Annotated in this window: 21 protein-coding genes and 1 riboswitch; of the genes, 17 read left to right on the top strand and 4 right to left on the bottom strand. The window is 68.6% G+C overall.

Annotated elements, in window-relative coordinates; all coding sequences use genetic code 11:
* The first annotated feature begins 103 nt into the window (after positions 1-103).
* The 11 genes from ABNX41_RS09045 to ABNX41_RS08995 all read left to right on the top strand — a co-directional run bounded on the left by ABNX41_RS09045 (position 104) and on the right by ABNX41_RS08995 (position 13,694).
* Positions 104-751 carry a phosphoribosyltransferase family protein gene (locus tag ABNX41_RS09045; protein WP_438669401.1) on the top strand — a complete coding sequence of 216 codons (648 nt, stop codon included), beginning with the start codon at positions 104-106 and terminating at the stop codon, positions 749-751.
* A 156-nt stretch (positions 752-907) separates the two neighbouring features.
* Positions 908-1,483: an aminotriazole resistance protein gene (locus ABNX41_RS09040; RefSeq protein WP_438669400.1), complete on the top strand. Its 576-nt coding sequence runs from the start codon at positions 908-910 to the stop codon at positions 1,481-1,483.
* A 7-nt stretch (positions 1,484-1,490) separates the two neighbouring features.
* On the top strand, positions 1,491-3,008 hold the full coding sequence (locus ABNX41_RS09035) for an ABC transporter ATP-binding protein (RefSeq protein ID WP_438669399.1): 1,518 nt from the start codon (positions 1,491-1,493) through the stop codon (positions 3,006-3,008).
* The gene (locus tag ABNX41_RS09030; RefSeq protein WP_438669398.1) at positions 3,005-3,715 is read left to right on the top strand and encodes an energy-coupling factor transporter transmembrane component T family protein; all 711 of its coding nucleotides are present in this window, start codon (positions 3,005-3,007) and stop codon (positions 3,713-3,715) included. The genes ABNX41_RS09035 and ABNX41_RS09030 overlap by 4 nt, the downstream gene beginning before the upstream one ends.
* 40 nt (positions 3,716-3,755) lie before the next feature.
* A complete protein-coding gene (locus tag ABNX41_RS09025; RefSeq protein ID WP_438669397.1) occupies positions 3,756-4,406 on the top strand; it encodes a phosphoribosyltransferase family protein in 651 nt (216 codons plus the stop codon).
* Between the two features lie 222 nt (positions 4,407-4,628).
* Positions 4,629-5,966 (top strand): glutamate--tRNA ligase, encoded by a 1,338-nt coding sequence (gene gltX, locus ABNX41_RS09020; RefSeq protein ID WP_438669396.1) that lies wholly within the window; start codon positions 4,629-4,631, stop codon positions 5,964-5,966.
* 311 nt (positions 5,967-6,277) lie between these two features.
* Positions 6,278-6,374: riboswitch (glycine riboswitch) on the top strand.
* A 184-nt stretch (positions 6,375-6,558) separates the two neighbouring features.
* Complete coding sequence (gene gcvT, locus ABNX41_RS09015) at positions 6,559-7,680, top strand: glycine cleavage system aminomethyltransferase GcvT (protein WP_438669395.1); 1,122 nt, start codon at positions 6,559-6,561, stop codon at positions 7,678-7,680.
* Between the two features lie 18 nt (positions 7,681-7,698).
* Entirely contained in the window at positions 7,699-8,058 is a 360-nt protein-coding gene (gene gcvH, locus ABNX41_RS09010; protein WP_438669394.1) for a glycine cleavage system protein GcvH, read from the top strand.
* Between the two features lie 173 nt (positions 8,059-8,231).
* Positions 8,232-11,081: an aminomethyl-transferring glycine dehydrogenase gene (gene gcvP / locus ABNX41_RS09005; RefSeq protein WP_438669393.1), complete on the top strand. Its 2,850-nt coding sequence runs from the start codon at positions 8,232-8,234 to the stop codon at positions 11,079-11,081.
* 247 nt (positions 11,082-11,328) lie between these two features.
* Positions 11,329-11,646: a DUF3775 domain-containing protein gene (locus ABNX41_RS09000; RefSeq protein ID WP_438669392.1), complete on the top strand. Its 318-nt coding sequence runs from the start codon at positions 11,329-11,331 to the stop codon at positions 11,644-11,646.
* Between the two features lie 434 nt (positions 11,647-12,080).
* Positions 12,081-13,694, top strand: coding sequence for a 2-isopropylmalate synthase (locus tag ABNX41_RS08995; RefSeq protein WP_438669391.1), 1,614 nt, complete (start codon positions 12,081-12,083; stop codon positions 13,692-13,694).
* A gap of 341 nt (positions 13,695-14,035) precedes the next feature.
* Here ABNX41_RS08995 and ABNX41_RS08990 read toward each other — a convergent pair whose 3' ends face one another.
* The 3 genes from ABNX41_RS08990 to ABNX41_RS08980 form a co-directional block, all read right to left on the bottom strand.
* Entirely contained in the window at positions 14,036-15,346 is a 1,311-nt protein-coding gene (locus ABNX41_RS08990; RefSeq protein ID WP_438669390.1) for a TRAP transporter large permease, read from the bottom strand.
* On the bottom strand, positions 15,339-15,872 hold the full coding sequence (locus tag ABNX41_RS08985) for a TRAP transporter small permease (RefSeq protein ID WP_438669389.1): 534 nt from the start codon (positions 15,870-15,872) through the stop codon (positions 15,339-15,341). Before ABNX41_RS08985 ends, ABNX41_RS08990 begins: the two co-directional genes overlap by 8 nt.
* A gap of 82 nt (positions 15,873-15,954) precedes the next feature.
* Positions 15,955-17,121: a C4-dicarboxylate TRAP transporter substrate-binding protein gene (locus ABNX41_RS08980; RefSeq protein WP_438669388.1), complete on the bottom strand. Its 1,167-nt coding sequence runs from the start codon at positions 17,119-17,121 to the stop codon at positions 15,955-15,957.
* Positions 17,122-17,401: 280 nt separating this feature from the next.
* Between ABNX41_RS08980 and ABNX41_RS08975 the strand changes: the two genes are divergently transcribed.
* Entirely contained in the window at positions 17,402-18,154 is a 753-nt protein-coding gene (locus tag ABNX41_RS08975) for an SDR family NAD(P)-dependent oxidoreductase (RefSeq protein WP_438669387.1), read from the top strand.
* 21 nt (positions 18,155-18,175) lie between these two features.
* On the opposite strand, the gene ABNX41_RS08970 is transcribed toward ABNX41_RS08975, so the two are convergent.
* Positions 18,176-19,282 (bottom strand): CaiB/BaiF CoA transferase family protein, encoded by a 1,107-nt coding sequence (locus ABNX41_RS08970; RefSeq protein WP_438669386.1) that lies wholly within the window; start codon positions 19,280-19,282, stop codon positions 18,176-18,178.
* 279 nt (positions 19,283-19,561) lie between these two features.
* Between ABNX41_RS08970 and ABNX41_RS08965 the strand changes: the two genes are divergently transcribed.
* Genes ABNX41_RS08965 through ABNX41_RS08945 form a run of 5 tightly spaced genes read left to right on the top strand, consistent with a single transcriptional unit; the run spans position 19,562 to position 25,174 of the window.
* Positions 19,562-20,806 (top strand): CaiB/BaiF CoA transferase family protein, encoded by a 1,245-nt coding sequence (locus ABNX41_RS08965; protein ID WP_438669385.1) that lies wholly within the window; start codon positions 19,562-19,564, stop codon positions 20,804-20,806.
* Positions 20,799-21,503 carry an SDR family NAD(P)-dependent oxidoreductase gene (locus ABNX41_RS08960; RefSeq protein ID WP_438669384.1) on the top strand — a complete coding sequence of 235 codons (705 nt, stop codon included), beginning with the start codon at positions 20,799-20,801 and terminating at the stop codon, positions 21,501-21,503. The genes ABNX41_RS08965 and ABNX41_RS08960 overlap by 8 nt, the downstream gene beginning before the upstream one ends.
* Positions 21,504-21,510: 7 nt before the next feature.
* Positions 21,511-22,677, top strand: a complete 1,167-nt coding sequence (locus ABNX41_RS08955; protein ID WP_438669383.1) for an acyl-CoA dehydrogenase family protein — start codon at positions 21,511-21,513, stop codon at positions 22,675-22,677.
* Positions 22,674-24,182, top strand: coding sequence for a 3-hydroxyacyl-CoA dehydrogenase family protein (locus ABNX41_RS08950; RefSeq protein WP_438669382.1), 1,509 nt, complete (start codon positions 22,674-22,676; stop codon positions 24,180-24,182). The genes ABNX41_RS08955 and ABNX41_RS08950 overlap by 4 nt, the downstream gene beginning before the upstream one ends.
* Positions 24,179-25,174 carry an NADPH:quinone oxidoreductase family protein gene (locus ABNX41_RS08945; protein WP_438669381.1) on the top strand — a complete coding sequence of 332 codons (996 nt, stop codon included), beginning with the start codon at positions 24,179-24,181 and terminating at the stop codon, positions 25,172-25,174. Before ABNX41_RS08950 ends, ABNX41_RS08945 begins: the two co-directional genes overlap by 4 nt.
* Positions 25,175-25,180: the final 6 nt, after the last annotated feature.

Here is a 25,180-nt window from a genome sequence, read left to right as displayed (position 1 = left end):
CGTTGAATTTAATTCAACGTCATGTGCTGTTTTCAATGTTTGCAACCGCGGCATCCGGCGGGTTTCATGCCCCGACAGCCTCCAAGCCAACCGCCGGAGCCCCATGCAGCCTATCGCCCCCTATAGCTGGACCGTGGATGTCGCGGGCATGCCCGTCGAACTGCCGGTCTTCGAGGCGGGCGAGGATCGCGCCATCGCGCTTTTAATGGTGATCGACCGGGGCCTGCGCTTTGTCGAGCGCGCGGGCCGGGCGCTGGCCGAGACCTTCCGCCCGCTCTCGCCCGAGATCGTCGTCGGCAGCGCCACGCTGGGCATTCCGGTCGCGATGGAGGTGAGCCGCGCGCTCGGCCTCGACCAATATGTGGTCTTGCAGAAATCGCCGAAATTCCACCTTTCCGACGCGCTGGTCGAGGAGGTGCGCTCGATCACCTCGCACGGGCCGCAGCGGCTCTTGCTCGACCGCGCCGCCATCGAGCGGCTGCAGGGCCGCCGGGTCGTGGTGGTGGATGACGTGATCGCCACCGGATCCAGCATGGCCGCCGCGATGCGGCTGGTGCGCCGCGCCGGGGCCGAGATCCTGGCGGCGGGCACCATCCTGACCGAGGGGCGGATCTGGCGCGACTCGCTTGGCCGCGACGCAGGCCTGGTCCGGCGGCTTGGCCATATCCCGCAGTTCCGGGTGGTCGATGGCAGGGCCGAGCCCTTGGCCAACAGCATGGAACCCCGCAGGCTGCCGGAACCGGCGGGCTGAACCAAGGAAAGGACCCGGACCGGGCGGCGGCGGCCCGGACCGGAATGCCCCGGCGCCGGGGAGGAGGCGGCATCGGGGCGGCAGAGCCGCCGGGGACGAACCCCGGCCCGCCGCGCAAGCAAAAGATCCGATCCAACAGGGAACAGGGACAGTCAGATGCAAACCTCCTCCTCTTCGTCGCCCGCCGAGGGCAACACGCTTTTTCCCCTGGTGCTTTCCATCGTCGCCGCCGCGGCGACGGGAGTGCTCTGGGCCTATGCCAATCCGATCCAGCTCGTGCCCGGCGTCATCCAGTGGCGCATCTTCGCCTTTCTGCCGCCGCTGGTCGGCATCCTTCTGGGCGCGAAAAGCGGCTTCATCTGCGGCTATCTGGGCACCATCGTCTGGTCGCTGCTGGCGGGCACCTTCATCCCGGCGCATTCGCTGATCGTGGACGGGATCATGGTCGGGCTGACCGGGCTGGTGCCGGGCCTGATGTTCGATCCGAAGAAGACCACTTTCGACAAGGCCGCCCTTGTCAAGATCGCCCTGGTCTGCCTGGTCGTCGGCCTGGTGATGGTGGTGGCGGTCTCGGCCAGCCTGGCATGGCTTGGCATCTTTCCGTTCTGGTGGGCGGTGCTTTACCTCGGCCTCTCGGACATCGTGCCGATGCTGATCGGGACGCCGCTTCTGGTGGTTCCGGCGCTGAAGATCCTGACCGCCGCCCATCCGGCCGGGTTCAAGCGGTTCTGAGCCCGCCATGCTGAAAGCCTTTCGCCTGCGCCTCGGCTTCGAGCCGGGCAAGCCCGTGATCGAGGATGCCGGTTTCGAACTGGGCCCGGGCGGAAGGCTGCTGGTCTGCGGCGCGACCGGCAGCGGCAAGACCACGCTGATGGCCGCCGCCGCGGGCCTGATCCCCCGGCTGCTGCCCAATCCCGGCTTTGCTGGCGAGGTCACGCTGGACGGCGCGCCGCTTGGCGGCATGACGCAGGACGCGCTGTTTTCCGCCATCGGCTATGTCTCGCAGAATGTCGAGGACCAGCTCTGGGATCTGGGCGTCGAGGATGTCATCGCCTTTCCGCTGGAAAACCGTGCCCAGCCTCGGACGCGCATCCGCGAACGCGTGGCGGCGGTGATGGCGCGGCTGCACCTGACACATCTGGCCGGGCGCCGGGTGCTGACGCTTTCGGGGGGCGAGCGGCGCATGGTCGCGCTGGCCGCCGCGCTCGGCCCCGGGCCGCGCGTCCTTGTCCTCGACGAGCCGACGACCGGGCTCGACCCCGAGGCCCGCGCCCGGCTGCGCCGCGCCCTGGCCGAGGATCTGGAGCCCGGCACCGCCGCCCTGATCGCCGACCAGGATGTCGGCGCCTTTTCCGGCGCGGTCGGGCAGATCGCGCTCTTGGCCGGGGGGCGGCTCGGCCCCGCCCGGCCCGCCGCCGAGATGGAAGAGGCCGCCGCCGACTGGCAGGCGGCGGGCCTTCTGCCGCCCCGGCCCGCGCGGCGGGACCGCCCGCAGGCCACCCCGGGGCGGGAGCTGCTGGCGATCCGGGGGCTGACCACCCGGCTCGCGCGGGCCGATGGCATGCCCGTCCTGCAAGATGTCGCGCTTTCGCTGCATGCGGGCGAGACGGTCGCCATCCTGGGCCGCAACGGCGCGGGCAAGACCACCCTGTTCAAATCGCTGCTGGGGCTTTTGCCGATCGCCTCGGGCCGGATCGCGATCGAGGGCGAAGCCGCCGAGGGCTGGACCACCGCCCGCCGCGCCCGCCGCATCTCATATGTGCCGCAGAACATGCGCCAGATCCTCTTCAACATGACGCTGGCCGAGGAGATGCTTTTCGCCATGACCGCGAAGACCGGCGTCACCGACCCCGATCTGCGGGCGAAAGCCGCGCGGGTGCTGGCGCGCTATGGGCTGGAAGGCATGGCAGAGGCCAATCCCTTCGCGCTTTCGGCCCGCCAGCAGGGCCAGCTCGGGCTGGCCTGCGCCGATGCGGCGGGCGCGCCGGTCACCATCATCGACGAGCCGCTTCTGGCGCGGGACCTGCGCGGGCGGGCGCTGCTTGAGCGTTTCATCGCCCGGATGCGCGACCGGGGCCGGGCGGTGATGGTGATCACCCACGACCTGGAACTGGCCGACGACATCGCCACGCGGATGGTGATCCTGGGCGGCGGAGGCATCGCCCATGACGGCGGGGTCGAGGCGGGCTGGCGCTCGGCCGCCTTCGCCGCGCTTGGGTGGGAGCTGTCGGCGCGATTGCGGGGAGAGGCGGCATGAGCCGGTTGTTCGATCTGAATTTCTTCGTGAAGCTTGGCGGCGCCTTCGCGGTGATGGCCCTGGCCTGGAGCCTGCCGGGCTGGCGCTTCGGCCTGCCGCTGGCGCTGGCCTCTGTGGCGGCGCTTGCGCTGATGCGGGTGCCGGGGCTGCGCGGCTATCTCAAGGGGGCGGGGCTGCTGTCGGCGCTGGTCGTCGCAAGCTGGATCCTGAACCTGTGGCTTCAGGGCGTGGCGCCGGAGGCGGCGCTGCCGATCGCCGTCGCGGCGGCGGCACGGCTGGTCACCACCACGGCGGCCTTCTATTTCGTCATGGAGACCTCAAGCCCCGGGGCGATCCTTGCCGCCTGTTCGGCCGCAAGGCTGCCGCCGGTGGCGACGCTGGTGCTGTCCCTGACCTTCGGCATCATCCCGATGCTGCGCGACGAATTCGAACGCATCGCCGATGCGCAGCGCGCGCGAGGGATGGAGATCGACGACGTGGGCTTCGTCACCCGGCTGCGCTTTGCCCTGGCGCGCGGCGTGCCGCTTCTGGTGCAGGCGGTGCGGATGGCGCATGCGATTTCCTTCTCGCTGGCGATCTACGGCTTCGACCTGGGCCGCAGGCGCAGCACCTGGCGCGAGGTCGGCCTGATGGTCGAGCCCCGGATGCGCTTCGGCCCGCCCGCGGATGGCATGGGCGCCCCCCCGGCCACCACGCACCATCCCTGACGCCTCACCGCCCTGACGACCACCAACGGAGCCGCATCGCATGACCGCCAATTCCCTCCCCGGGCCCGAACCGCTTCCCCCCCGCCAGAGCTGGAGCGTCGATGTCGAGGGCTTCGCGCTCGACCTGCCCATCGTGCCGATCAAGCCCGATTTCGCGATCTCGCTGATGATGGTGATCGACCTTGGCGTGCGCTTCGGCGCCCATATCGGCGAGAAGCTGGCCGAGCGGATCGCGCCGCTGCGGCCCGATATCATCGTGGGGCCCGCCACACTGGGCATCCCGGTCGCGATCGAGCTGACGCGGGCGCTGGGGCTGGACCGTTACGTCGTCTTGCAGAAGTCGCCCAAGATCCATCTGGGCGACGCGCTGGAGCACAGGATCACCGCGATCACCTCGAAGGGCGAGCAGCGGCTGCTTCTGGACCGCCAGGCGGTGCCGCTGATCCGGGGGCGGCGCGTGGTGGTGGTGGATGACGTCGTCGCCTCGGGCGGCAGCCTGAGCGGGGCGCTGGCGCTGGTGCGCCAGGCCGGAGGCGAGGTGGTCGGCATCGGCACCATCCTGACCGAGGCCCATGACTGGCGCGCGCGACTGGGGCCGGATGCGGCTTTGGTCCGGGCCCTGGCGCATATCCCGCAATTCACCCGGGCGGATGCGGCGGGGGACTGGGTTCCGATCCCCGAAAGCCTGTGAGCCCTGGCGCCCCATCCGGGGCCGGGCGGCATTTGGCTGGGGTCGGAAGCCTCCGGCGGGGATATTTTTGCCAAGATGAAGGGGCTTTCGGTGGAAGGTTGGGCCATCCGGTGCGGTAATGATTCGTCGGCCGGACGGGGCGCGAGGCCTTTGGGGGGCCGCGCGGAAACTGGACAAAGCCCGGGGCTTGTGACAGAGGGGGCCGGGTCAAGGAGACCTTCGATGTCCAGTCCCGCCCCCGTCGTCACCCGCTTCGCCCCCTCGCCCACCGGCTATATCCATGTCGGCAACCTGCGCACCGCGCTGATGAACTATCTTATCGCGCGCAAGGCCGGGGGGACCTTCATCCTGCGTCTGGACGACACCGACCAGGAACGCTCGAAGCAGGAATATGCCGACGGGATCATGCGCGACCTGGAATGGCTGGGCCTGAGCTGGGACCGGCTGGAGAGGCAGTCGCTGCGCTATGACCGTTATGAAGCGGCGGCCGGGCGGCTGCGCGAGGCCGGGCGGTTCTACGAATGTTTCGAGACGCCGGGCGAGCTGGACCTCAAGCGCAAGAAGCAGTTGGGCATGGGCCGCCCGCCGGTCTATGACCGCGCGGCGCTAGCGCTTGGCCCGGCCGAGAAGGACGCCCTGCGCGCGGCGGGCACTCCGGGCTACTGGCGCTTCCTGCTGGAGCGCAGCCGGATCGAATGGTCCGACGGCATCATCGGCGATATCTCCATCGACGCGGCCAGCGTCTCGGACCCGGTGCTGATCCGCGCCGACGGGCAGGTGCTTTACACCTTCGCCTCCTCGGTCGACGATGCCGAGATGGGCGTGACCCATATCGTGCGCGGCGCCGACCATGTCACCAATACCGCGACCCAGATCCAGATCATCGAGGCGCTTGGCGCCACGCCCCCGGCATTCGCCCATCATTCGCTGCTGACCGGCGCGCAGGGCGAGGAATTGTCGAAGCGGCTGGGCACCCTGTCGCTGCGCGACCTGCGGGCCAGGGGGGTGGAGCCGATGGCGCTGCTGAGCCTGATGGCGCGGCTGGGATCGTCGAAGCCGGTGGAACTGGCCTCGTCGATCGAGGAACTGGCCGAGGGGTTCGAGATCGGCAGTTTCGGCGCGGCGCCCACCCGCTTCGATGCCGCCGACCTGCTCCCGCTGACGCGCGGCGTGGTCCAGGGTTTCGGTTTCGACCGGGTGCGGGAGAGGATCGCGGAACTGGGGGTGCCCGAGGCCGAAGCCGAGGGCTTCTGGGCGGTCACGCGCGGCAATATCACCGTGCTGGACGATCTGGCGGGCTGGTGGAAGCTGTTCTCGGAGGGCTCCGAACCCGTGGTGGACGAGGCCGACCAGGAATTCGTGGCCACGGCCTTCGGCCTGCTGCCGCCGCAGCCCTGGACGCGCGAGACCTGGGGCGCCTGGACCGGCGCGGTCAAGGCCGCGACCGGGCGCAAGGGCAAGGATCTGTTCATGCCGCTGCGCAAGGCGCTGACCGGCCAGGCCCACGGGCCCGATATGGCCGATCTGATGCCGCATCTGAAGGCGGTCCGCCTGCCCTGAACCGGACGGACGGGCCTGGATTTTCGGAGGTCGGCTTTCTGGGCCAGCTTTTTGGTGCGCGGCTTCCGGGCGCGGTCTCGGGGGCCGGACGGCATGTTGCCGGATTCCCGGATCCGCCTTTCATGGGGGCTGCGTTTCATGGGGCCGGAACGCGGCGCCCTGCCCTTTCGTGTCTGCGGCATCGGCCGTCGGCACGGTTTCCGGTGATCGCGAAACGGGCGGGCGGATGGGCGGGCGCGCCGCTTTACCTGGCCGATGCGCCGGTTTCACTTTTTCCTCTTGCCAGCCGGGGCCGGGCCGGGCTAACCGGATTCCAAGGATCGGGAGAATCCGGGGGTGAAAGCCGCCCGGTGCCGAAGGAGCAACCGCCCCGGTAAACTCTCAGGCGCAAGGGACCGTTCCGGCACGAAGACTCTGGAGAGTGGCGCGGTTCAGCGCCCGCCGAAGGGATAACGATCTCAGGCGCAGCCCGCCCGGCAGGACCGGAACGGCGCAAGGACAGAGGGGGCACCGGGCGGCAGGGGAACTGCCGCGAACGGTGTCGTGGCCTGTCCGGGGGACAAGTCCGGCCTTAATGACGGGGAGACGCGATATGACCGATCTCGCGCGCCTGCCGCTTCATGACCTGCATCTGGGTCTGGGCGGCAAGATGGTGCCTTTCGCGGGCTATGAGATGCCGGTGCAATATCCCGCCGGGGTGTTGAAGGAGCATCTTCACACCCGGGCGGCGGCGGGGCTGTTCGACGTCAGCCACATGGGCCAGGTGATCCTGCGCCCCAAGGCCGGGATGGAGACGCTGGCGCTGGCGCTGGAGGCCTTGATGCCGGTCGATGTGCTGGGCCTGGCCGAGGGGCGGCAGCGCTACGGGCTTTTCACCGACGAGACCGGCGGGATCCTTGACGATCTGATGTTCGCGAACCGGGGCTCGCATTTCTACCTGGTGGTGAACGCGGCGAGGAAGGCGCATGATTTCGCCCATCTGGCCGGGCATCTCGCCGATGTGGCCGAGGTGGAGGTGCAGGCGAACCGGGCGCTTCTGGCGCTGCAGGGGCCCAAGGCCGAGGCCGCGCTGGCGCGGCTGGAGCCGGGCGTGGCCGGAATGCGGTTCATGGATTCGGAAATCTTCATCACCGAATTCGGCGAGATCTGGGTCTCGCGCTCGGGCTATACCGGCGAGGACGGGTTCGAGATCTCGATCCATCCCGGCGGGGCCCAGGCGCTGGCGCGGGCGCTGCTGGAGATGGAGGAGGTGCTGCCGGTCGGCCTTGGCGCGCGCGACAGCCTGCGGCTTGAGGCGGGGCTGTGCCTTTACGGCCATGACATCGACGAGACCACGAGCCCGGTCGAGGCCGGGCTGACCTGGGCGATCCAGAAGGCGCGGCGCACCGGCGGCGCGCGGACGGGCGGCTTTCCCGGTGCGGCGCGAATCCTGCGCGAACTGGCCGAGGGGCCGGAGCGGCTGCGGGTGGGGCTGCGCCCCGAGGGCCGGGCGCCGATGCGCGAGGGGGTGGAGCTGTTCGCCACCGACGGCACGCCGATGGGGCGGATCACCTCGGGCGGCTTCGGGCCGACCGCCGCCGTTCCCGTCGCCATGGGCTATGTGCCGACCGCCTTCGCCGCGCCCGGCACCCGGCTGGAGGCCGAGCTTCGGGGCAAGAGGCTGCCGGTCGAGACCGCCGCCCTGCCCTTTGTCGCAACCAACTACAAACGCTGAACCGGGGAGACCGAGGCGATGAAATACACCAAGGAACACGAATGGCTGCGCGTCGAGGGCGATGTGGTGGTGGTGGGGATCACCGAACATGCCGCCGAGGCCCTGGGCGACGTGGTCTTCGTCGAATTGCCCGAGGTCGAGACCCAGGTCGCCGCCGGGGACGAGATCTGCGTCATCGAAAGCGTGAAGGCGGCCTCGGACATCCTGGCCCCGGTCGATGGCGAGATCGTCGCGGTGAACGAGGCGCTGGCCGACACCCCCGCGCTGGTCAACGAGGACCCGCTGGGCGCGGCCTGGTTCTTCAAGATGAAGGTGGAGGATCTGTCGCTTCTCGACCAGTTCATGGACGAGGACGAATACAACGACATGATCGGCTGAGCGCCGGTCGGTCGCAGCATCGGCCGGGTCGCCGGAACGCGGCGCAGGGCGGTTGCGAGGCTGTCGGTTGCTAGGCCGGGGGGGCTGCAAGGCCGGGGGCGCTGCCCCCGGACCCCCGGGATATTTCAACCAAGATGAAGGGCGGATCCCTTTCCCGCACAGGAGGCATGGCCATGGCTTTCACGCCAAGCGATTACGATCCCTACGATTTCGCCAACCGCCGTCATATCGGCCCCTCGCAGGCCGAGATGGCCGGGATGCTCGAGGTTGTGGGCGTGCCGAGCCTGGAGGCGCTGATCGACGAGACGGTGCCCGCGGCGATCCGCCAGGCCGTGCCGCTGGGATGGGCGCCCCTGCCCGAGCATGAGCTGCTGGCCAGGCTGCAGGCGGTGGCGAAGAAGAACCGGGTGATGACCTCGCTGATCGGGCAGGGCTATTACGGCACGGTGACGCCACCCGCGATCCAGCGCAACATCCTGGAGAATCCCGCCTGGTACACGGCCTATACCCCCTATCAGCCGGAAATCGCCCAGGGGCGGCTTGAGGCGCTTTTGAACTTCCAGACCATGGTCTGCGACCTGACCGGGCTCGACATCGCCAATGCCTCGCTTCTGGATGAGGCCACGGCGGCGGCCGAGGCGATGACCATGGCCGAGCGCAGCGCGAAATCGAAGGCGCGGGCGTTTTTCGTCGACGAGGGCTGCCATCCCCAGACCATCGGCGTGATCCGCACCCGCGCCGAGCCACTGGGGATCGAGGTCCGGGTCGGCGCGCCCGAGGCGCTCGAGCCCGAAAAGGTCTTCGGCGCGATCTTCCAGTATCCCGGCACCTACGGCCATCTGCGCGACTTCGGCGACCTGATCGCCAGGCTGCACGAGGCGAAGGCGCTGGCGGTGGTGGCGACCGATCTTCTGGCGCTGACCATGCTGCGCGAGCCGGGCGCGATGGGGGCCGATATCGCGGTCGGCTCCTCGCAGCGTTTCGGCGTGCCGATGGGCTATGGCGGGCCGCATGCCGCCTTCATGGCCACCCGCGACGCCTTCAAGCGCAACATGCCCGGGCGGATCGTCGGCGTTTCCGTCGACAGCCACGGCAAGCCCGCCTACCGGCTGTCGCTGCAGACCCGCGAGCAGCATATCCGCCGTGAGAAGGCCACCTCGAACGTCTGCACCGCCCAGGCCCTGCTGGCGGTAATGGCCTCGATGTATGCGGTGTTCCACGGGCCCGCGGGGCTGCGCGCCATCGCCGAGCGGGTGCATTTCCTGACCCGGCGCATGGCCCATGCGCTGGAGGGCGCGGGGGCGAAGGTCTCGCCCGCGGCCTATTTCGACACGATCACCGTCGAGGTCGGCGTGGGACAGGCCGGGATCCTGGCCGCCGCCCGCGCCGAGGGGCTGAACCTGCGCCGCATCGGCAACGACCGGGTGGGGATCAGCCTGGACGAGACCTCGGACGAGGCGGTGCTGGCGCGCGTCCTGCGCGCCTTCGGGATCCACGACCTCGCCCCCCTGGCGCCGGGGCTGGGCTTTCCCGAGTCGCTGCTGCGCGAAAGCGCCTATCTGACCCATCCGGTCTTTCACATGAACCGCGCCGAATCCGAGATGATGCGCTACATGCGCAGGCTGTCGGACCGTGACCTGGCGCTGGACCGGGCGATGATCCCGCTCGGCTCGTGCACGATGAAGCTCAATGCCGCGGCCGAGATGATGCCGATCACCTGGCCCGAGTTTTCCAGCCTGCACCCCTTCGTTCCCGCCGATCAGGCGGCGGGCTATCACGAGGCGATCGGCGACCTGACCGAGAAGCTGTGCGAGATCACCGGCTATGACGCCTTTTCCATGCAGCCCAATTCCGGGGCCCAGGGCGAATATGCCGGGCTGATGACGATCCTGAACTATCACCGGGCGCGCGGCGACCACGACCGCAAGGTCTGCCTGATCCCGATCTCGGCCCATGGCACCAACCCGGCCTCGGCGCAGATGGCGGGGATGGAGGTGGTGGTGGTCCGCTCCTCGGCCAATGGCGATGTGGATGTCGAGGATTTCCGCGACAAGGCGGCGGCGGCGGGCGCGCGTCTGGCGGCGGTGATGATCACTTACCCCTCGACCCATGGCGTGTTCGAGGAAACCGTGCGCGAGATCTGCGACATCACCCATCGGCACGGCGGGCAGGTCTATATCGACGGCGCCAACATGAACGCGATGGTCGGGCTGGTGAAGCCGGGCGAGATCGGCGGCGATGTGAGCCATTTGAACCTGCACAAGACCTTCGCCATCCCGCATGGCGGCGGCGGTCCCGGCATGGGGCCGATCGGGGTGAAGGCGCATCTGGCGCCCCATCTGCCCGGCCATGCCGAGACCGGCGGCGGCGATGCGCTGGCCGGGCCGGTTTCGGCGGCACCCTATGGTTCGGCCTCGATCCTGCTGATCTCCTGGGCCTATTGCCTGATGATGGGGGGGGCGGGCCTGACCCAGGCCACCCGCGTCGCGATCCTGAACGCCAATTACATCGCGGCGCGGCTGCGCGGCGCCTATGGCGTGCTTTACATGGGCAACAAGGGCCGGGTGGCGCATGAATGCATCCTCGACACCCGCCCCTTCGCGGAAGCGGGCGTGACGGTGGACGACATCGCCAAACGGCTGATCGACAACGGCTTCCACGCGCCGACGATGAGCTGGCCGGTCGCGGGCACGCTGATGGTCGAGCCGACCGAGAGCGAGACCAAGGCCGAGATCGACCGCTTCATCACCGCGCTGCTGGCGATCCGGGCCGAGATCGCGGCGGTGGAGGCGGGCGAGATCGCGGCCGAGGAAAGCCCGCTGCGCTTCGCCCCCCATACTGTCGCCGATCTGGTGGCGGAATGGGACCGGAAATATTCCCGCGAACAGGGCTGTTTCCCGCCGGGCGCCTTCCGGGTGGATAAATACTGGCCCCCCGTGGGGCGGGTGGACAATGTCCATGGCGACCGCAACCTGATCTGCACCTGTCCGCCGCTGGAAGCCTGGCTCGACGCCGCCGAATAGGCGGCCGGGGCGGGGCCGGGACGCGGGGGATATCCCCCCGCGGGCGGCGCCGCTTGCGGGCTCCTCCCCCGGGCGCAGTCCGGGCAGGGCGAAGGGCAAAGGCAGGTTGCCCGGGCAGGACTCAGGGCGTCTTGGACTTGCATCCGGGCCGCTTGGGCTTGCGCCCGGACACGGGCTGGGCGACCATGCCTTGCCGGATCCCGCCATCTGCGGGCCCGGCGCGAATCCCCCGGCCCGAGGAGCCCGCATGATCGAGATCAGCCCCAGCAAAGTCGTTCAGGTCATCTTCCTGTCGCGTGAGGGTCCGGTCGGCGCCGCCCAGCTTCACGCCTTCATCGACGGGCTGAACGAAGACGAACAGGCCCATCTGACCGCCATCGCCTGGGTCGGCCGCGGCGCCTTCGAGCCCGAGGATTACGCCGAGGCGCTGGCCACCGCCTTTGCCGAGGCCACCACCCCCACGGCGGACTATCTGACCGGCATGCCGCATCTGGCCGAGAACCTGGAATCCGGGCTGGAGGCGCTTGGCGTCGATGTGACGGGCGAGGAAGAAGACCTGCTCTGACCCCCCCCCCGGCACCCGCGTGCCCGGCCCTGCGCCGACTCTCGGTGCAACCCCGATCTTCCGCCCCGGACCTTCACCGCCGACCGGGACAGGGCGGCGCGGCGGCGCCTTGTCCGGGCGCCTTGTCCGGGCGCTTTGCCCGGAGGGGCCCGGCGGCATCTCGGAGGGGACGGCCGATCCGGGAAGGAAATTGCGCGGGCGGGCGGGAAAAATCGCGAAAGGCACTTTCCAACGCCCCCCGGCATCGTGTAACCCGCTTGCATGACCAAGGGACCGCAGATCATTGCCGTCGACAGCCACGGGCCTTCCGGCCCGGCGAACCCCCTTGGCCTTCTCCTTCTTAGCAGCCTCTGAGCGTGCCCCCGGGCGCGACCGCTCAGAGGTGACCAGCGCCCAGAGACACAAACTCCGCTGCTGAACGAAGGAATCTTCCCATGGCCCAAGATGCCGCACGGCCCGCCCAACCGGCCGCCGAACAGGTCGCCGAACAACCCCGCGTCCTGATCTTCGACACCACGCTGCGCGACGGCGAGCAATCGCCCGGCGCCACCATGACCCATGACGAAAAGCTCGAAATCGCGGGCCTGCTGGACGAGATGGGTGTCGACATCATCGAGGCGGGCTTCCCCATCGCCTCGGAAGGCGATTTCTCGGCCGTGTCCGAGATCGCGAAAAATGCCAGGAACTCGACCATCTGCGGCCTGGCACGCGCCAATTTCAAGGATATCGACCGCGCGTGGGAGGCGGTGAAACACGCCCGCTCTCCGCGCATCCACACCTTCATCGGCACCTCGCCGCTGCACCGCGCCATCCCGAACCTGGACATGGACCAGATGGCCGAGCGGATCCACCAGACCGTGACGCATGCCCGGAACCTGTGCGACAACATCCAGTGGTCGCCGATGGATGCCACAAGGACCGAAGCCGATTACCTGTGCCGCGTGGTCGAGATCGCGATCAAGGCCGGCGCCACCACGATCAACATTCCCGACACCGTCGGCTACACCTATCCGATGGAATCGGCGCAGATCATCCGCATGCTGCTCGAACGCGTGCCGGGCGCGGATACCATCACCTTCGCCACCCATTGCCACAACGACCTCGGCATGGCGACGGCCAACAGCCTCGCCGCCGTCGAGGCGGGCGCGCGCCAGATCGAATGCACGATCAACGGGTTGGGCGAGCGCGCGGGCAATACCGCGCTGGAAGAGGTGGTGATGGCGCTGCGGGTCAGGAACGACATCCTGCCCTACCGGACCGGGATCGACTCGACGAAGATCATGCATCTGTCGCGCCGGGTCTCGACCGTTTCGGGCTTCGTCGTGCAGCCCAACAAGGCCATCGTCGGCAAGAACGCCTTCGTCCACGAATCCGGCATCCACCAGGACGGCGTCCTGAAGAATGTCGAGACCTTCGAGATCATGAAGCCCGAACATATCGGGCTGACGGTCAAGAACATCGCCATGGGCAAGCATTCGGGCCGCGCCGCCTTGCGGGCGAAGCTGAAGGAACTGGGCGTCGATCTGGCAGACAACCAGCTCAACGACGTCTTCGTGCGGTTCAAGGCGCTCGCCGACCGCAAGAAGGAGGTCTATGACGAGGATCTGATCGCGCTGGTCGCGGACGAACAGACCAACGACGCCCATGACACGCTGGTCCTGAAGAAGCTGCGGGTGATCTGCGGCACCGAGGGGCCGCAGGAAGCCGACATGATCCTGACGATCGACGGGGTCGAGCATCATATCGACGCCACCGGCGACGGGCCGGTCGATGCCGCCTTCAACTGCGTCAAGATGCTGTTCCCGCACAAGGCCCGGTTGCAGGTCTATCAGGTCCATGCCGTGACCGAGGGCACGGATGCGCAGGCCACGGTCTCGGTCCGGCTGGAAGAGGACGGACGCCTCGTCACCGGCACCTCGGCCGATACCGATACGATCGTGGCCAGCGTGAAGGCCTATGTGAACGCGCTGAACCGGCTGATCCTGCGCCGCCAGAAGACCGCGCCGGGCGAGGACATCAAGACCGTGACCTATCACCACGGCGAATGAGCCGCGCGCGCCTTCCGGCCCCCGGGCCGGAAGGGGAAGGCGGGCCCGCGCCTCGCACCCCGGCGTGTCAAGAGCGGTCCTGCGGCTGTCAGGCCCTCGCCCGCCGGTTCGACGGGAACGCCGGATAGGCCCGGCTTCGGTCGAACCAATCGCCATCCCTACCCCGTTGAGGCCGGGCCCGGAGAATCGCCCCCCAGACACCCCGGGACGCGCCTAAACCCGCCGCGCCGATCCCGTTTCGAACCGCGCCCGCCCTTGGCCCCGGGCAGGCCCGGGCGGAAATCGCCCGGAAGGATTTTCCGGGGACGAAGATATGCCCCCGGATCCCGGCCCAGACCCGCTCAGTTCCCGACCAGGTTGGGCAGATAGAGCACGATCCCCGGCAGGGCGACCATCAGCGCCAGAATGCCCAGATCGAGGACCACGAAAGGCGTCACCCCCCGGAAGATCTCGGTCGTCGTCATCATCTTGCCGACCACGTTCTTGATCACGAAGACATTCATCCCGACCGGAGGTGTCAGCATTCCCACCTCCAGCACCTTGGTCACCAGAATGCCGAACCAGATCAGGCTGAAGCCCGCCTCGCCCACCAGCGGCACGAAGATCGGCAGGGTCAGCAGCATCGCCCCGATCGGCTCCAGCACCATGCCGATGACCAGATAGACCATGAGGATCAGCAAGATCACCAGATAGGGCGAGGGATCCCAGACCCGGAACATCTCAAGCACCTCGCGGCTGAAGCCCGACAGCGCAAGAAATCGGGTCAGCAGGCTGGCGCCGATGGCGATGATCAGCAACGAGGAGGTGGCGGTCAGCGTCTCGACCGCGGCGCGGCGCACGGCCTCGAAGCTGAACTGCCCCTTGATCGCGCTGACCAGCACCGACAGCGTGGCGCCGACAGCCCCCGCCTCGGTGGCCGAGAAATAGCCCGAGAACAGCCCGCCGAAAACCCCAACCACGATCAGAAGCACCGGCCAGACCTCGATCAGCGCCTCAAGCCTCCCCTTCTCCAGCCCTTCCAGCGCGGCGGGCGGCGCCAGCGCGGGGTTCAGCTTGGCGCGCAGGATGATCAGCAGCGAATAGCCCAGCATGGTGATGATGCCGATACTGATCCCGCCAAGGAACAGCGAACTGATCGGGGCCTGCGCGATGATACCGTAAAGGATCATCAGGATCGAGGGCGGGATCAGCGCGCCGATGGTGCCCGACGCGGCCGCTGTGCCCGCCGCGAAAGCGGGCTTGTAGCCGTTGCGCACCATTTCCGGCACGGCGACCCGGCCCATGGCGGCCGCGCAGGCGACCGAGGATCCGGTGACGGCGGCAAAGCCCGAACAGCCGAAGACCGAAGCCACCGCCAGCCCGCCCGGCAACCGCCAGAGCCAGACCCGCGCGGCGTCGAACAGCCCCTGGGTCAGCTTGGTGTGATAGCAGAAAAAGCCCATGAACAAGAAGGTCGGCACCGAGCTGAGCACCCAGCTTGCCGCGAAATGCTGCGGCAAGGAGCTGAGCGCGCCCCAGGCCACGCGCCAGCTCAGCGTCTCCCCGATCCCGATCAGAGAGATCGCGATCAGCGACACGCCGATCGGAAAGCGCAAGAGGATCAGCAGGAACAATGCGGCGATGCAGACAAGGCTGAATTGAAGTTCAGTCATGGCCCGGCCCCTTCGAATGCTCGGAAACCCCTTCCAAGGGTCGGTCGGTCACGATCATGCCGGTCTTCCACAGCAGAACCGTCGCCATCAGCGCGCAGCCGAAGGGCAACAGGAAATAACTGGGCCAGGTGGCGATCCTCAGGCCGCCCTCGATCTCGGCGGCGCCGATCTGGAATTTCTTCGCCGCCTCAAGCCAGGCCCGCCAGGCCAGGGCCGACAGGATGACGATCGACAGCAGGTTGCCCAGCACGTCCAGCACCAGCCGCGCCCGCCGGGGCAGGTAGTCGTAGAGGATCTCGACCGAGATATGGGTGTTCATCCTCTCGCTCATGGCAAGCGGCAGGAACACGATCGCGGGCATGTAGAACAGCGACACGATCAGAACCGTGCCGTTGATCGGCATGTTCAGGAACGAGCGCATCACCACATCGAAAGTGATGTGAAGGATCATCATCACCAGAATGAGGCCGGCCAGAGCCCCCGCCCCATCCGAGGCTTTCGCCAATAGTCGTCCGATATATTTCACGCTGCTGCTCTCCGCTCGCACGCTGTGGAAGCCGTCACGGCGATGGACGGGCCCGGGAAGATCCCCCCGGGCCCGCGCCCGCTCAGTTCACGCCGTAGCTGGCGGGGTCGAGCTTGGAGAAGATCTGGCTCCAGTAGATCTCGGCCAGGTCGTCGGCATTGTCGACATCGGCGACAAGCCCGGCCCAGCGTTCAAGCACCAGGGCGAATTCCTGCTGCATCTCGTCGGCGCGCGCCACGCCGTAATTGGTGCGGAAGTTGTCGGCGACCACGCCGACCTCGCTTTCGACGAAGCTGCGGGCCTGCCCGGCCAGTTCGGCATCTGGGCTCAGCACGGTCTTGCCCAGGGCAAGTGCATTGGCGATGTCGGTTTCACCGGCGGCGTGATAGTTCCAGGTGATCCCCGCGGTCAGGCCCGCCGCCTCACGCAGCATCAATTCGCGCTGCTCGACCGTCAGCGCATTCCAGACATCGAGGTTGATGTTGCCGCTGCCATTGGCGCCGAAGACATTCCCCGGCAGGCCCTCGGTGATATTGCTCACCACCTCGATCAGGCGGAAGTTGGTCAGTTCCGGCGCGGCGGACATCGTGCAATCCACGATCCCCTGGCTGATCGCCTCATAGGTCTCGGCCACCGGGATCTGCACGCCGACCGCGCCGAAATGCTCGGCCAGGCGCTTGTGCGTCGTGGTGGCGATGCGCAGCCGCTTGCCGCGCAGGTCGGCCACGGTCGAGATCGGCTTGTTGCACAGCAGCATGTAGGGCGGGGTCACCGCGCTGCCCAGATAGACCTGGTTCTGGGCCTTGAACTCGGCCAGGCATTCTTCGCAGCCGGTGGTGATATATTCCGCCATCGCCCCCGAGAAGGCGAGGCTTTCCTTCCCCGTCGCGGGCAGCAATGTCTGGATCATCGAAAGCTCGGCCAGAAGGTTCGAATGGGCGTATTCGGCGGTGAAATAGGACAGCACGACATAGCCGATATCGGTCAGCCCGTCGCGCAGCCCAGGCGACATCTCGGCGAGGCTGAGCAGTTCGAGCGAGAAGACGTTGATGTCCATCGCGCCGCCGCTGGCCTCGGCAACACTCGCGGCATAATCATGCGCCGCGCGGGTCGGCGCCGAATCCGGGCCGAGGCCCACGGAATAGTTGAGCGACTGCGCCAGCGCCGGGGCGGCAAGCCCCGCAGCCAGGGCAAGGCCGAGACCGGCGGCCAGAAGCGGGGTCTTAAACGTGGTCTTTCCAGGTTGCATCGCGATTTCCTCCCTAAGATCGCCCGCCGCCGGGCTGCCGAGACGGCGACGGACGGCGGGCTTGCCGCAGACAGGCAGCAAGATGGATGCCAGCCGGGGTCAGTCGGCGTGCCCGTGCCCTGTTTTCCGCCCGGCGAAAGAGGGTTGGGCGCCGCCGCGCCCGACCGGCACGGCGCTTGCGGGCAGGCCGCAGGAAACCCCGGTCGAAGGCCGCCCCCCTGGAAGGGCGCGCGCGGAAGACCGCCGCTCTCGAAACCGGAACGACATGGGAAAAGCCGCGATGGCATATCAGGATCTGGCCGGGAAATCCGCCATCGTGACGGGCGCGGGCGGCGGGATCGGCGCGGCCATCGTGCGACGCCTGCTGGCTGAGGGCTGCAATGTCCTCGCCGGCGACAGCTCGGTCTCCGCGCTGGACAGGCTGGCCGGAGAATGCGGGGGCCTGCCGCTCGAGATCCTGCCCGGCGACGTCACCGCGCCCGATTGCGCCCCCCGGATGGTCGAGCGGTGCTGCGCGCGCCACGGCGGCGTCGACCTTCTGGTCTGCGCGGCGGGCATCCTCGGCCCCCGCGCGCCGGTGGCCGAGGCCGGTGCGGACACGCTGGCGCAGATCCTTTCGGTCAATGTCGGGGGCACTTTCCTGTTCCTGCGCGCGGTGCTGCCCCGGATGATCCGCCAGGGACGGGGCGGCGCGGTCGTGACGCTCTCGTCGGTCGGCGCGACGCGGCTGCGCGCGGGCTTCGGCCTTTACGGCGCGTCCAAGGCGGCGATCACCGCGCTCAGCCAGGCGGCGGCGATCGAGAACGGCCCGCACGGAATCCGGGTGAACGTGATCGCGCCGGGCTCCATCGACACGCCGATGCTTTCGGGCTTTGCCGCCTCGGCGCAGGCGCCCGCCGCTGCGCCGACCCGCCCGATCGCCCGCAAGGGTCGGCCCGAAGAGGTCGCCGCGCTTGCCGCCTGGCTCCTAAGCGCACAATCCAGCTATGCCACGGGCGCGGTTCACACGCTGGACGGCGGGCTTTCGCTCTAGTCCTCCGGCTCCGGGGGCCGCTCAGACCCTGGCCCCGTCCGCCCCCAGCCCCGGCGCGCGCGGCGCAACCCCCGCCCCCCGCAGCACCGGCGCGATGATCGAGGGCAAGGACGGAAAACTTTTTCCTGCGATTTCAATCGATTGGCCAAAAATGCCGCGCGCGGCCCAATGCGGGTCGGCCAGCGCCTCCTGCAAGCTCAGCACCAGCGAGCAGCAGACGTCCTTCCCTGCGAACACGCCCTGCCAATGCGCGGCATCCTGCATGGCGATCCGCGCGGCGACCGCCACCCGGGAGGCCGCAGGATCACGGCCATCGTCCACGAAGGCCTCGGGCAGGCCGATCAGCGCGGTGAAGGTAGCCCAGAACTTGTCCTCCAGCGGTGCGGCAGCGATATGGCGGCCGTCGCGCGTGCGGTAGATCTGGTAGCGCGGGCTTCCGCCCGTGACGGTCTCGGCCCCCGGCGCGGGCCACAGATCCAGCGCATGGGCATTTCCGAGCGCCCAGTAAAGGAAGGGATAGAGGTTCTCGCCCATGGCAAGGTCCAGCCAGGCCCCCTCGCCGCTGCGATCGCGCCGCCGCAACGCCAGAAGGATGTTGATCATCGCCGGATAGGCGCCCCCGGCAATGTCCCCTGCCAGGATCGGCGGCAGGATCGGTGCGCCATCTGCCCCGACGGAAAGCCCCAGAACCCCGGTTTCCGCCATGAAATTCAGGTCATGCGCCGCCTGATGCGCCTTCGGCCCGTTCGAGCCCCAGCCCGAGATCGAGCAATAGACGACATCGGGGCGGATCTTGCGGATATCCTCGTAGCCCAGCCCCAGCCGCGCCATCACCCCGGGGCGGAACTGTTCGACGACGACATCCGCACGCTGCAAGAGCGGCATCAGCACCCGGCGCGAGGCCGGGTCCTTCAGATCCAGCGCGATGCTGCGCTTGCCACGGTTCAGCATGGCGAAATTGATCCCCTCGCCGTCGAGCGCGGGAAGGTAGCTGCGCATTTCGTCGCCCTGGCCCGGACGCTCGATCTTGATCACCTTGGCACCGGCCTCGGCCAGAAACAGCGTGGCGAGCGGGCCGGGCAGCAGGGTGCTGAAATCCAGCACGAGAATGTCTTCGAGCGGCGCCATGAAACGGTCCTTTCGTTGTCAGCGGCCAGGGCGATGGTCGGCCCCTGGCCGTCCCGCAATCTTCGTGCCCGCCCCCTTCGGGCCTGCGCCTCCCCCCCTGAACCGCCCCCATACCTGATCGGGACGGATCCCGGCGGAACTGTCCGCGCGGCGGACACCGGCCGCGGCCCCGCCACCCGGCGCGGGTGGTGGCGCGGCTTTTTCCGCATCGCGGCCGCGCGAAGGCAATCTGGCATGGGACTTGCGGTTTCCTCTGGCAAGAAAACGGGAGGAGACGGAATGGAACTGGATACTGCCGTAGCAGGGCCCGAGGCGGCGGCTTCGCCATGGCGCCGCCTGCCCCTTGTCGATGCGGCACCGGGCTTTCGCCATTTCGAGGGAATCCGCGTGGTCGATCTGACCACCTCGGTCGCGGGCCCATATGCGACGATGCTGCTTTCGGATTTCGGGGCCGAGGTGATCAAGATCGAACGCCCCTCGGGCGATGACGCGCGGCATTGGGGTCCTCCTTTCCTCGAGGGTCAGGCGCTCTGGTTCTCGGCCGTCAACCGCAACAAGAAAAGCGTGGTGCTGGATCTGGTGACCGCCGACGGGCGGGCCCAGTTGCGCCGCCTGATCGCCGGGGCCGATGTCGTCGTCACCAACCAGCCCCCCGATGTGCAGCGCAAGCTGGGGCTGGACTACGACAGCCTGCGCAGCCTTCGCGAAGGCCTGATCTTCGTGGCGATCACCGGCTTCGGCCTTGAGGGCGCGCGGGCCGGACTGACCAGCTACGACCTGATCGCCGAGGGCTATTCGGGGATCATGGACATCACCGGCGCGGCCGAAAGCGCGCCGCAGAAGGTCGGCGCGCCGGCCGCCGACATGCTGGCCGGGCAGGATGCCGCCATGGCGACCATGGCCGCGCTTTACGCCCGCCAGAACACCGGAAAGGGCGCGCTGATCGATATCAGCCTGGTCGAAAGCATGACCCGCTTTCTAAGCTGCCGGATCTCCAGCTATCTCGGCTCGGGCGAGGTGCCCGAGCGCACCGGCGGCACCGACAGCGTGATCGCCATCTACCAAAGCTTCGAGACCGCGGACGAGCCGCTGAACCTCGGGCTCGGCTCGGACGCGATCTGGCGGCGGTTCTGGGCTGCGCTGAACGAGCCAGACTATGCCGCGCGCCCGGAATTCGCCAGCAATGCCGAGCGGCGCGAACATCGCGCCGGGATCGTCGCCCGCATCCAGCGGGCCCTGCTGACCCGGGGCCGGGCCGAATGGCTGGCGCTGTTCGCCCGCGCGCGGGTGCCCGCGGGCCCGATCAACCGCGTCGACCAGGTGGCCCATGACGCCGAGCTTCAGGCGCGCGGGCTGTTCTTCGCCCTGCGCGACGGCGACCGCATTTCGCCGCAGATCGGCCTGGGCATCCATATCGACGGCAAGACCGCCACGCCGCGCGCCGCCCCCCCCGAACTGGGACAGCACAGCGCGGAAGTGCTAGGCAATCTGTCGGACCACAAGAAGGAACATCGCGATGGCTGAGGGCCAGATCATCGTCACCGGCGGCTCCAAGGGAATCGGCCTTGCCATCACGCAGGAACTTGTCGCGCGCGGCCGCGACGTGGTCTGCCTGTCGCGCAGCGGCGAGGGCCCGGCCGGGCGGCATATCGCCTGCGACATGACCGACGAGGCGCAGGTGCGCGCCGCGATGCAAGGGATAGGCGCCGATGGCCCGGTGGCGGCGCTGGTCAACAACGCCGGGGTGCATATCCTGGGCGCGGCCGCCACCCTGTCGGTGGCGGATTTCGACCGCACCATGGCGCTGAACGCCACCGCCGTCATGGTCGCCGCGCGCGAGGTCTTTCCGCATCTGAAGGAAAACGGCGGGGCGATCGTCAACATCGGCTCGTTTTTCGACCGGATCGGGGTGCAGGACAACCTGGCCTATTGCGCCTCGAAGGCGGCGGTGGCGGCGATGACCCGGGTGATGGCGGTGGAATGGGCCCGCCACGGCATCCGCGTGGTCAATGTCGCCCCCGGCTATATCGAGACCGACCTGAACCGCGACTATCTCTCGCGCGAAAAGGTCAGAGCCTTCATGGCCGCGCGCATCCCCGTCGGCGCCCCCGGCAAGGCGGCCGACGTGGCGCGGCTGGTCGCCGCCATCATCACCGAGGCCATCCCCTTCCTGACCGGCGAGACCATCTACATCGACGGCGCACAAGCCATCAACCATTGAGGACAGCATGAAACTTCTCGACCAGATCGCCGCCGCCCGGAACTGGAGCGACGAAGAGCGCCAGGTCCTCGACCAGGTGCAGCGCCTCGCCGACGAGGTGATCGCCCCAAATGCCGAAAGGATCGACCGCACCGGCGATTTCCCCTGGGAAAACGTCCGGGCGCTGAACGATCTGGGCCTGAACGCCATCTTCATCCCCGAGGCCTTCGGCGGCATGCCGATGTCCTATGCGCTTTATCTTGAGATCGTCTCGATCCTATCCGAGGCCTGCGCCTCGACCGGGATCATCTGGGCGACCAATTTCCACGGCATGAAGCCGCTGGTGCAGTTCGGCACCGACGAACAGCGCGCCCGCCTGCTGCCGCGCATCGCCGAAGGCGGGCTCGGCGCGCTTGCGATCACCGAACCATCGGCCGGTTCCGACGCCACCGGGATGAAAACCACCTTCACCCCCAAGGGCGACGAGATCGTGGTCAGGGGCTCTAAGACCTTCATCTCGAATGGCGACGTGGCCGACCTCTATCTGCTGTTCGGCAAATGGTCCGAAATCCCCGAACCGAAGAAGTCGATCTCGGCCCTGATCTTCGAAAAGGGCACACCGGGGTTCGAGGTCATCTCGAAAGAGCACAAGATGGGCCACAACGGCTCGTCCACCTGCGCGCTCTCCTTCGACGGGTGCCGGGTGCCGCGCGCCAATCTGATCGGGGCGCCGGGACAGGGCCTGTCGATCCTGCTGGCCTCCTTGAACAAGTCTCGCCCCTCGATCGCGGCGCATGCGCGCGGCATCGCGCGTGCCGCCTTCAAGGACATGGTTGCCTATGGCAACGACAGGGTGCAGGGCGGCCAGAAGGTGCTGGGCTTCCAGGGCAACCAGTTCACCCTGGCCGACCTGGCCTGCGAGCTGGCGATGCTGGAGGTCTGGATCGACCATGTGGCGCGGCTGGTCGATTCCGGCGAGGAGGACATCGGCCTCGCCGCCTCGGTCGGCAAGCTGCGCGCCTCGGACCTGGCGATGCGGATGGCCACCGAATGCGTGCAGTTCCACGGCGGCTACGGCTATTGCCGGGACTATCGCGCCGAGCGGCTGATGCGCGACGCCAAGATCACCCAGATCTGGGAGGGCACCAACCAGATCCACCGTCAACTCATCGGCCGGAGCTTTTTGCGCAAATGACCAGCATCAGGAAAGTCGCCGTCTGCGGCGCGGGCGGAACCATGGGCGCCGGGATCGCCATCGTCGCGGCGCGGGCGGGGTTCCAGACCATCTGCTTCGACCAATCCGCCGAAGGGCTGGCACGGGCGCGCAAATCCACCGAGGGTTTCGTCGCCAAGACCGTCGAAAAGGGCCGGATGGGCGCCGAGGACGGCGCCGCGCTGCTGGCGCGCCTGACGGACAGCACCGACCTGGCCGATCTGGCCGATTGCGATCTGGTGATCGAGGCGATCTTCGAAAACCTCGCCGCCAAGCAAGATCTGTTCGGCAGGCTGAACGCGATCTGCAAGCCGGAAACCATCTTCGCCTCGAACACATCTACCCTGTCGATCACCCAGATCGCAGGCGGCTGCGGGCGCGAGGATCGGGTGGTGGGGATGCATTTCTGCCTGCCCGCGCAACTGATGAAACTGATCGAGATGTCGCGCGGCCTGAACACCTCGGATACGGTTTTCGCCGCCGCCTGGGCCTTCACCCAAGCCGCCGGGCAATTGCCGGTCGAGACGCAGGACAAGCCGGGCTTCATCCTCAACGCGCTGCTGGTGCCGTTCAACAACGACGTTCTGCGCGCCATCGAGGCGGGCCTGGCGACGCCCGAGGATATCGACACCGCGATCAAGGTGGGGCTGGGCTACAAGATGGGCCCCTGCACGCTGCTCGACCTGATCGGGCTGGACACCCAGGAACGGCTGGGCGAGGCGTTCCATCCGATCACCCTCGACCCGCGCGCCGCCGTGCCGCCGATCCTGCGGCGGATGGTGGCGGCCGGACGGCTGGGCAACAAGTCGGGCCGGGGCCTTCTGGCCGGGCCCGCCCGCGAAAAGGCCACGGCGGCACCGGATTTTGCCCTTGCGGGCGCTGGCGGCCGATCCTTCGCCCCCGATGACGCCTTCCGCGCCCGGGCCTCGGCCAGCGGCCCGGTCACGCTTTGCCTCGGCGGCCATTTCGCCGCCGATCCGGCGAAACTGGCGGTACTGGTCGAGCTGGACACCGAATGCCTGGGCGTCCATACCGGCGAGGATCTGGGGCGCGAGGGCTGCAACACGGTCGGTTTCGCCCGCTACCGCAACGGCGACGATCCGCCCTCGAACCTGATCGAGATCGTCAGCCAGCCCGCCACCGACCCCGCCGCCATCGCGGCCGCGCGGGCGGTCTTCGAGGTCGCGGGCTTCGACACCGTGGTCTGCGCCGACCGCCCCGGCCGGATCGTCGACCGGCTGGTGCGCCCGAAATACAACGACGCGCTGCGCTTTCTGGACGAAGGCCTCGCCAGCGCCGCCGACATGGACAAGACCTGCAGGCTGGGCCTGGGCTATCCCGACGGGCCGCTTGAGCGAGTGGCGCGCGGCGGGCTGGCACGGCACCATGCGGTAACCTCGGCCATCCATGCCATGACCGGCCTGCCCAGCTATGCCCCCGCCCGCGCCGCCGTGGTGGCCGCCCGGCGGGCCGGATCCAGGCCATGAAGGCCGCCGTCGTCCACGATTTCGCGCCTTATCGCAGCCTGGCCCTGGACGAGGTCGCCGCCCCCACGCCCGGCCCGGGCGAGGTGGTAATCGCAGTCGAGGCCTCGGAGGTGAATTTCCCCGACATCCTTCAGGTCGAGGGACGCTACCAGACCCGCGCCGCGCTTCCCTTCGTGCCGGGATTGGGGGCAGTCGGGCGCGTTCTGCGCCTGGGAGAGGGCGTCGCGGAGCTGGCGCCCGGACAGCGCGTGCTGACGCTGCCCGATGGCGGCACCCATGCCGAAGAGGCCAGGGTGCCCGCGCGCTGGTGCTGGCCCGTGCCCGAGGACATCCCCGCCGACATCGGCGCCGCCCTGGGCCTTGCCTATCAGACGGCATGGTTCGCCCTGACCGCCCGCGCCGGATTGCGCCCGGGCGAGCGGGTCCTGGTCACCGGCGCGACCGGCGGCGTCGGTATGGCCGCGGTGCAGCTTGCCCGGGCGCTTGGCGCGGGCCAGGTGATCGCCGCCACCCGGGGCGCGGCAGGCGGGGCGCTGGCTCGGGACCTTGGCGCCGACGCCGCCCTGGACAGCGCGGCGCCGGATCTGGTCGAAAGCCTGCGCGCCGGAGTGCGCGCGCTGACCGGCGGAAGCGGCGTCGATGTGGTGATCGACCCGGTCGGCGGCACGACCGGCGAGGCGGCCTTCCGCACCCTTGGCTGGGAGGGGCGCTTCGTGACGCTCGGCTATGCCTCGGGCGCGGTGCCCGGGCTGAAGGCCAATCACCTACTGGTCAAGAATGTCGCCGTGCTGGGGCTGCAATGGACCGATTACCGCGCCCGCCACCCCGAACGGGTGGCCGAGGCGCAGGCGCGGATCTTCGCCCTCTGGCGCGAAGGAAGGCTGGCGCCGCGCATCTCGCATCGCCTGCCGCTCGCGCGGGTGGCCGAGGCGCTGGAACGGATGGAACAGGGACAGGCGCAGGGCAAGATCGTCCTGCTGCCGGGAAGGTGAGTGGGT

It is taken from the genome of Pseudogemmobacter sonorensis, assembly GCF_042762395.1.
Lineage (GTDB): Bacteria > Pseudomonadota > Alphaproteobacteria > Rhodobacterales > Rhodobacteraceae > Pseudogemmobacter > Pseudogemmobacter sonorensis.
Note: the sequence above shows the minus strand (reverse complement) of the source record. Positions and strands in the feature narration are given on the sequence as shown.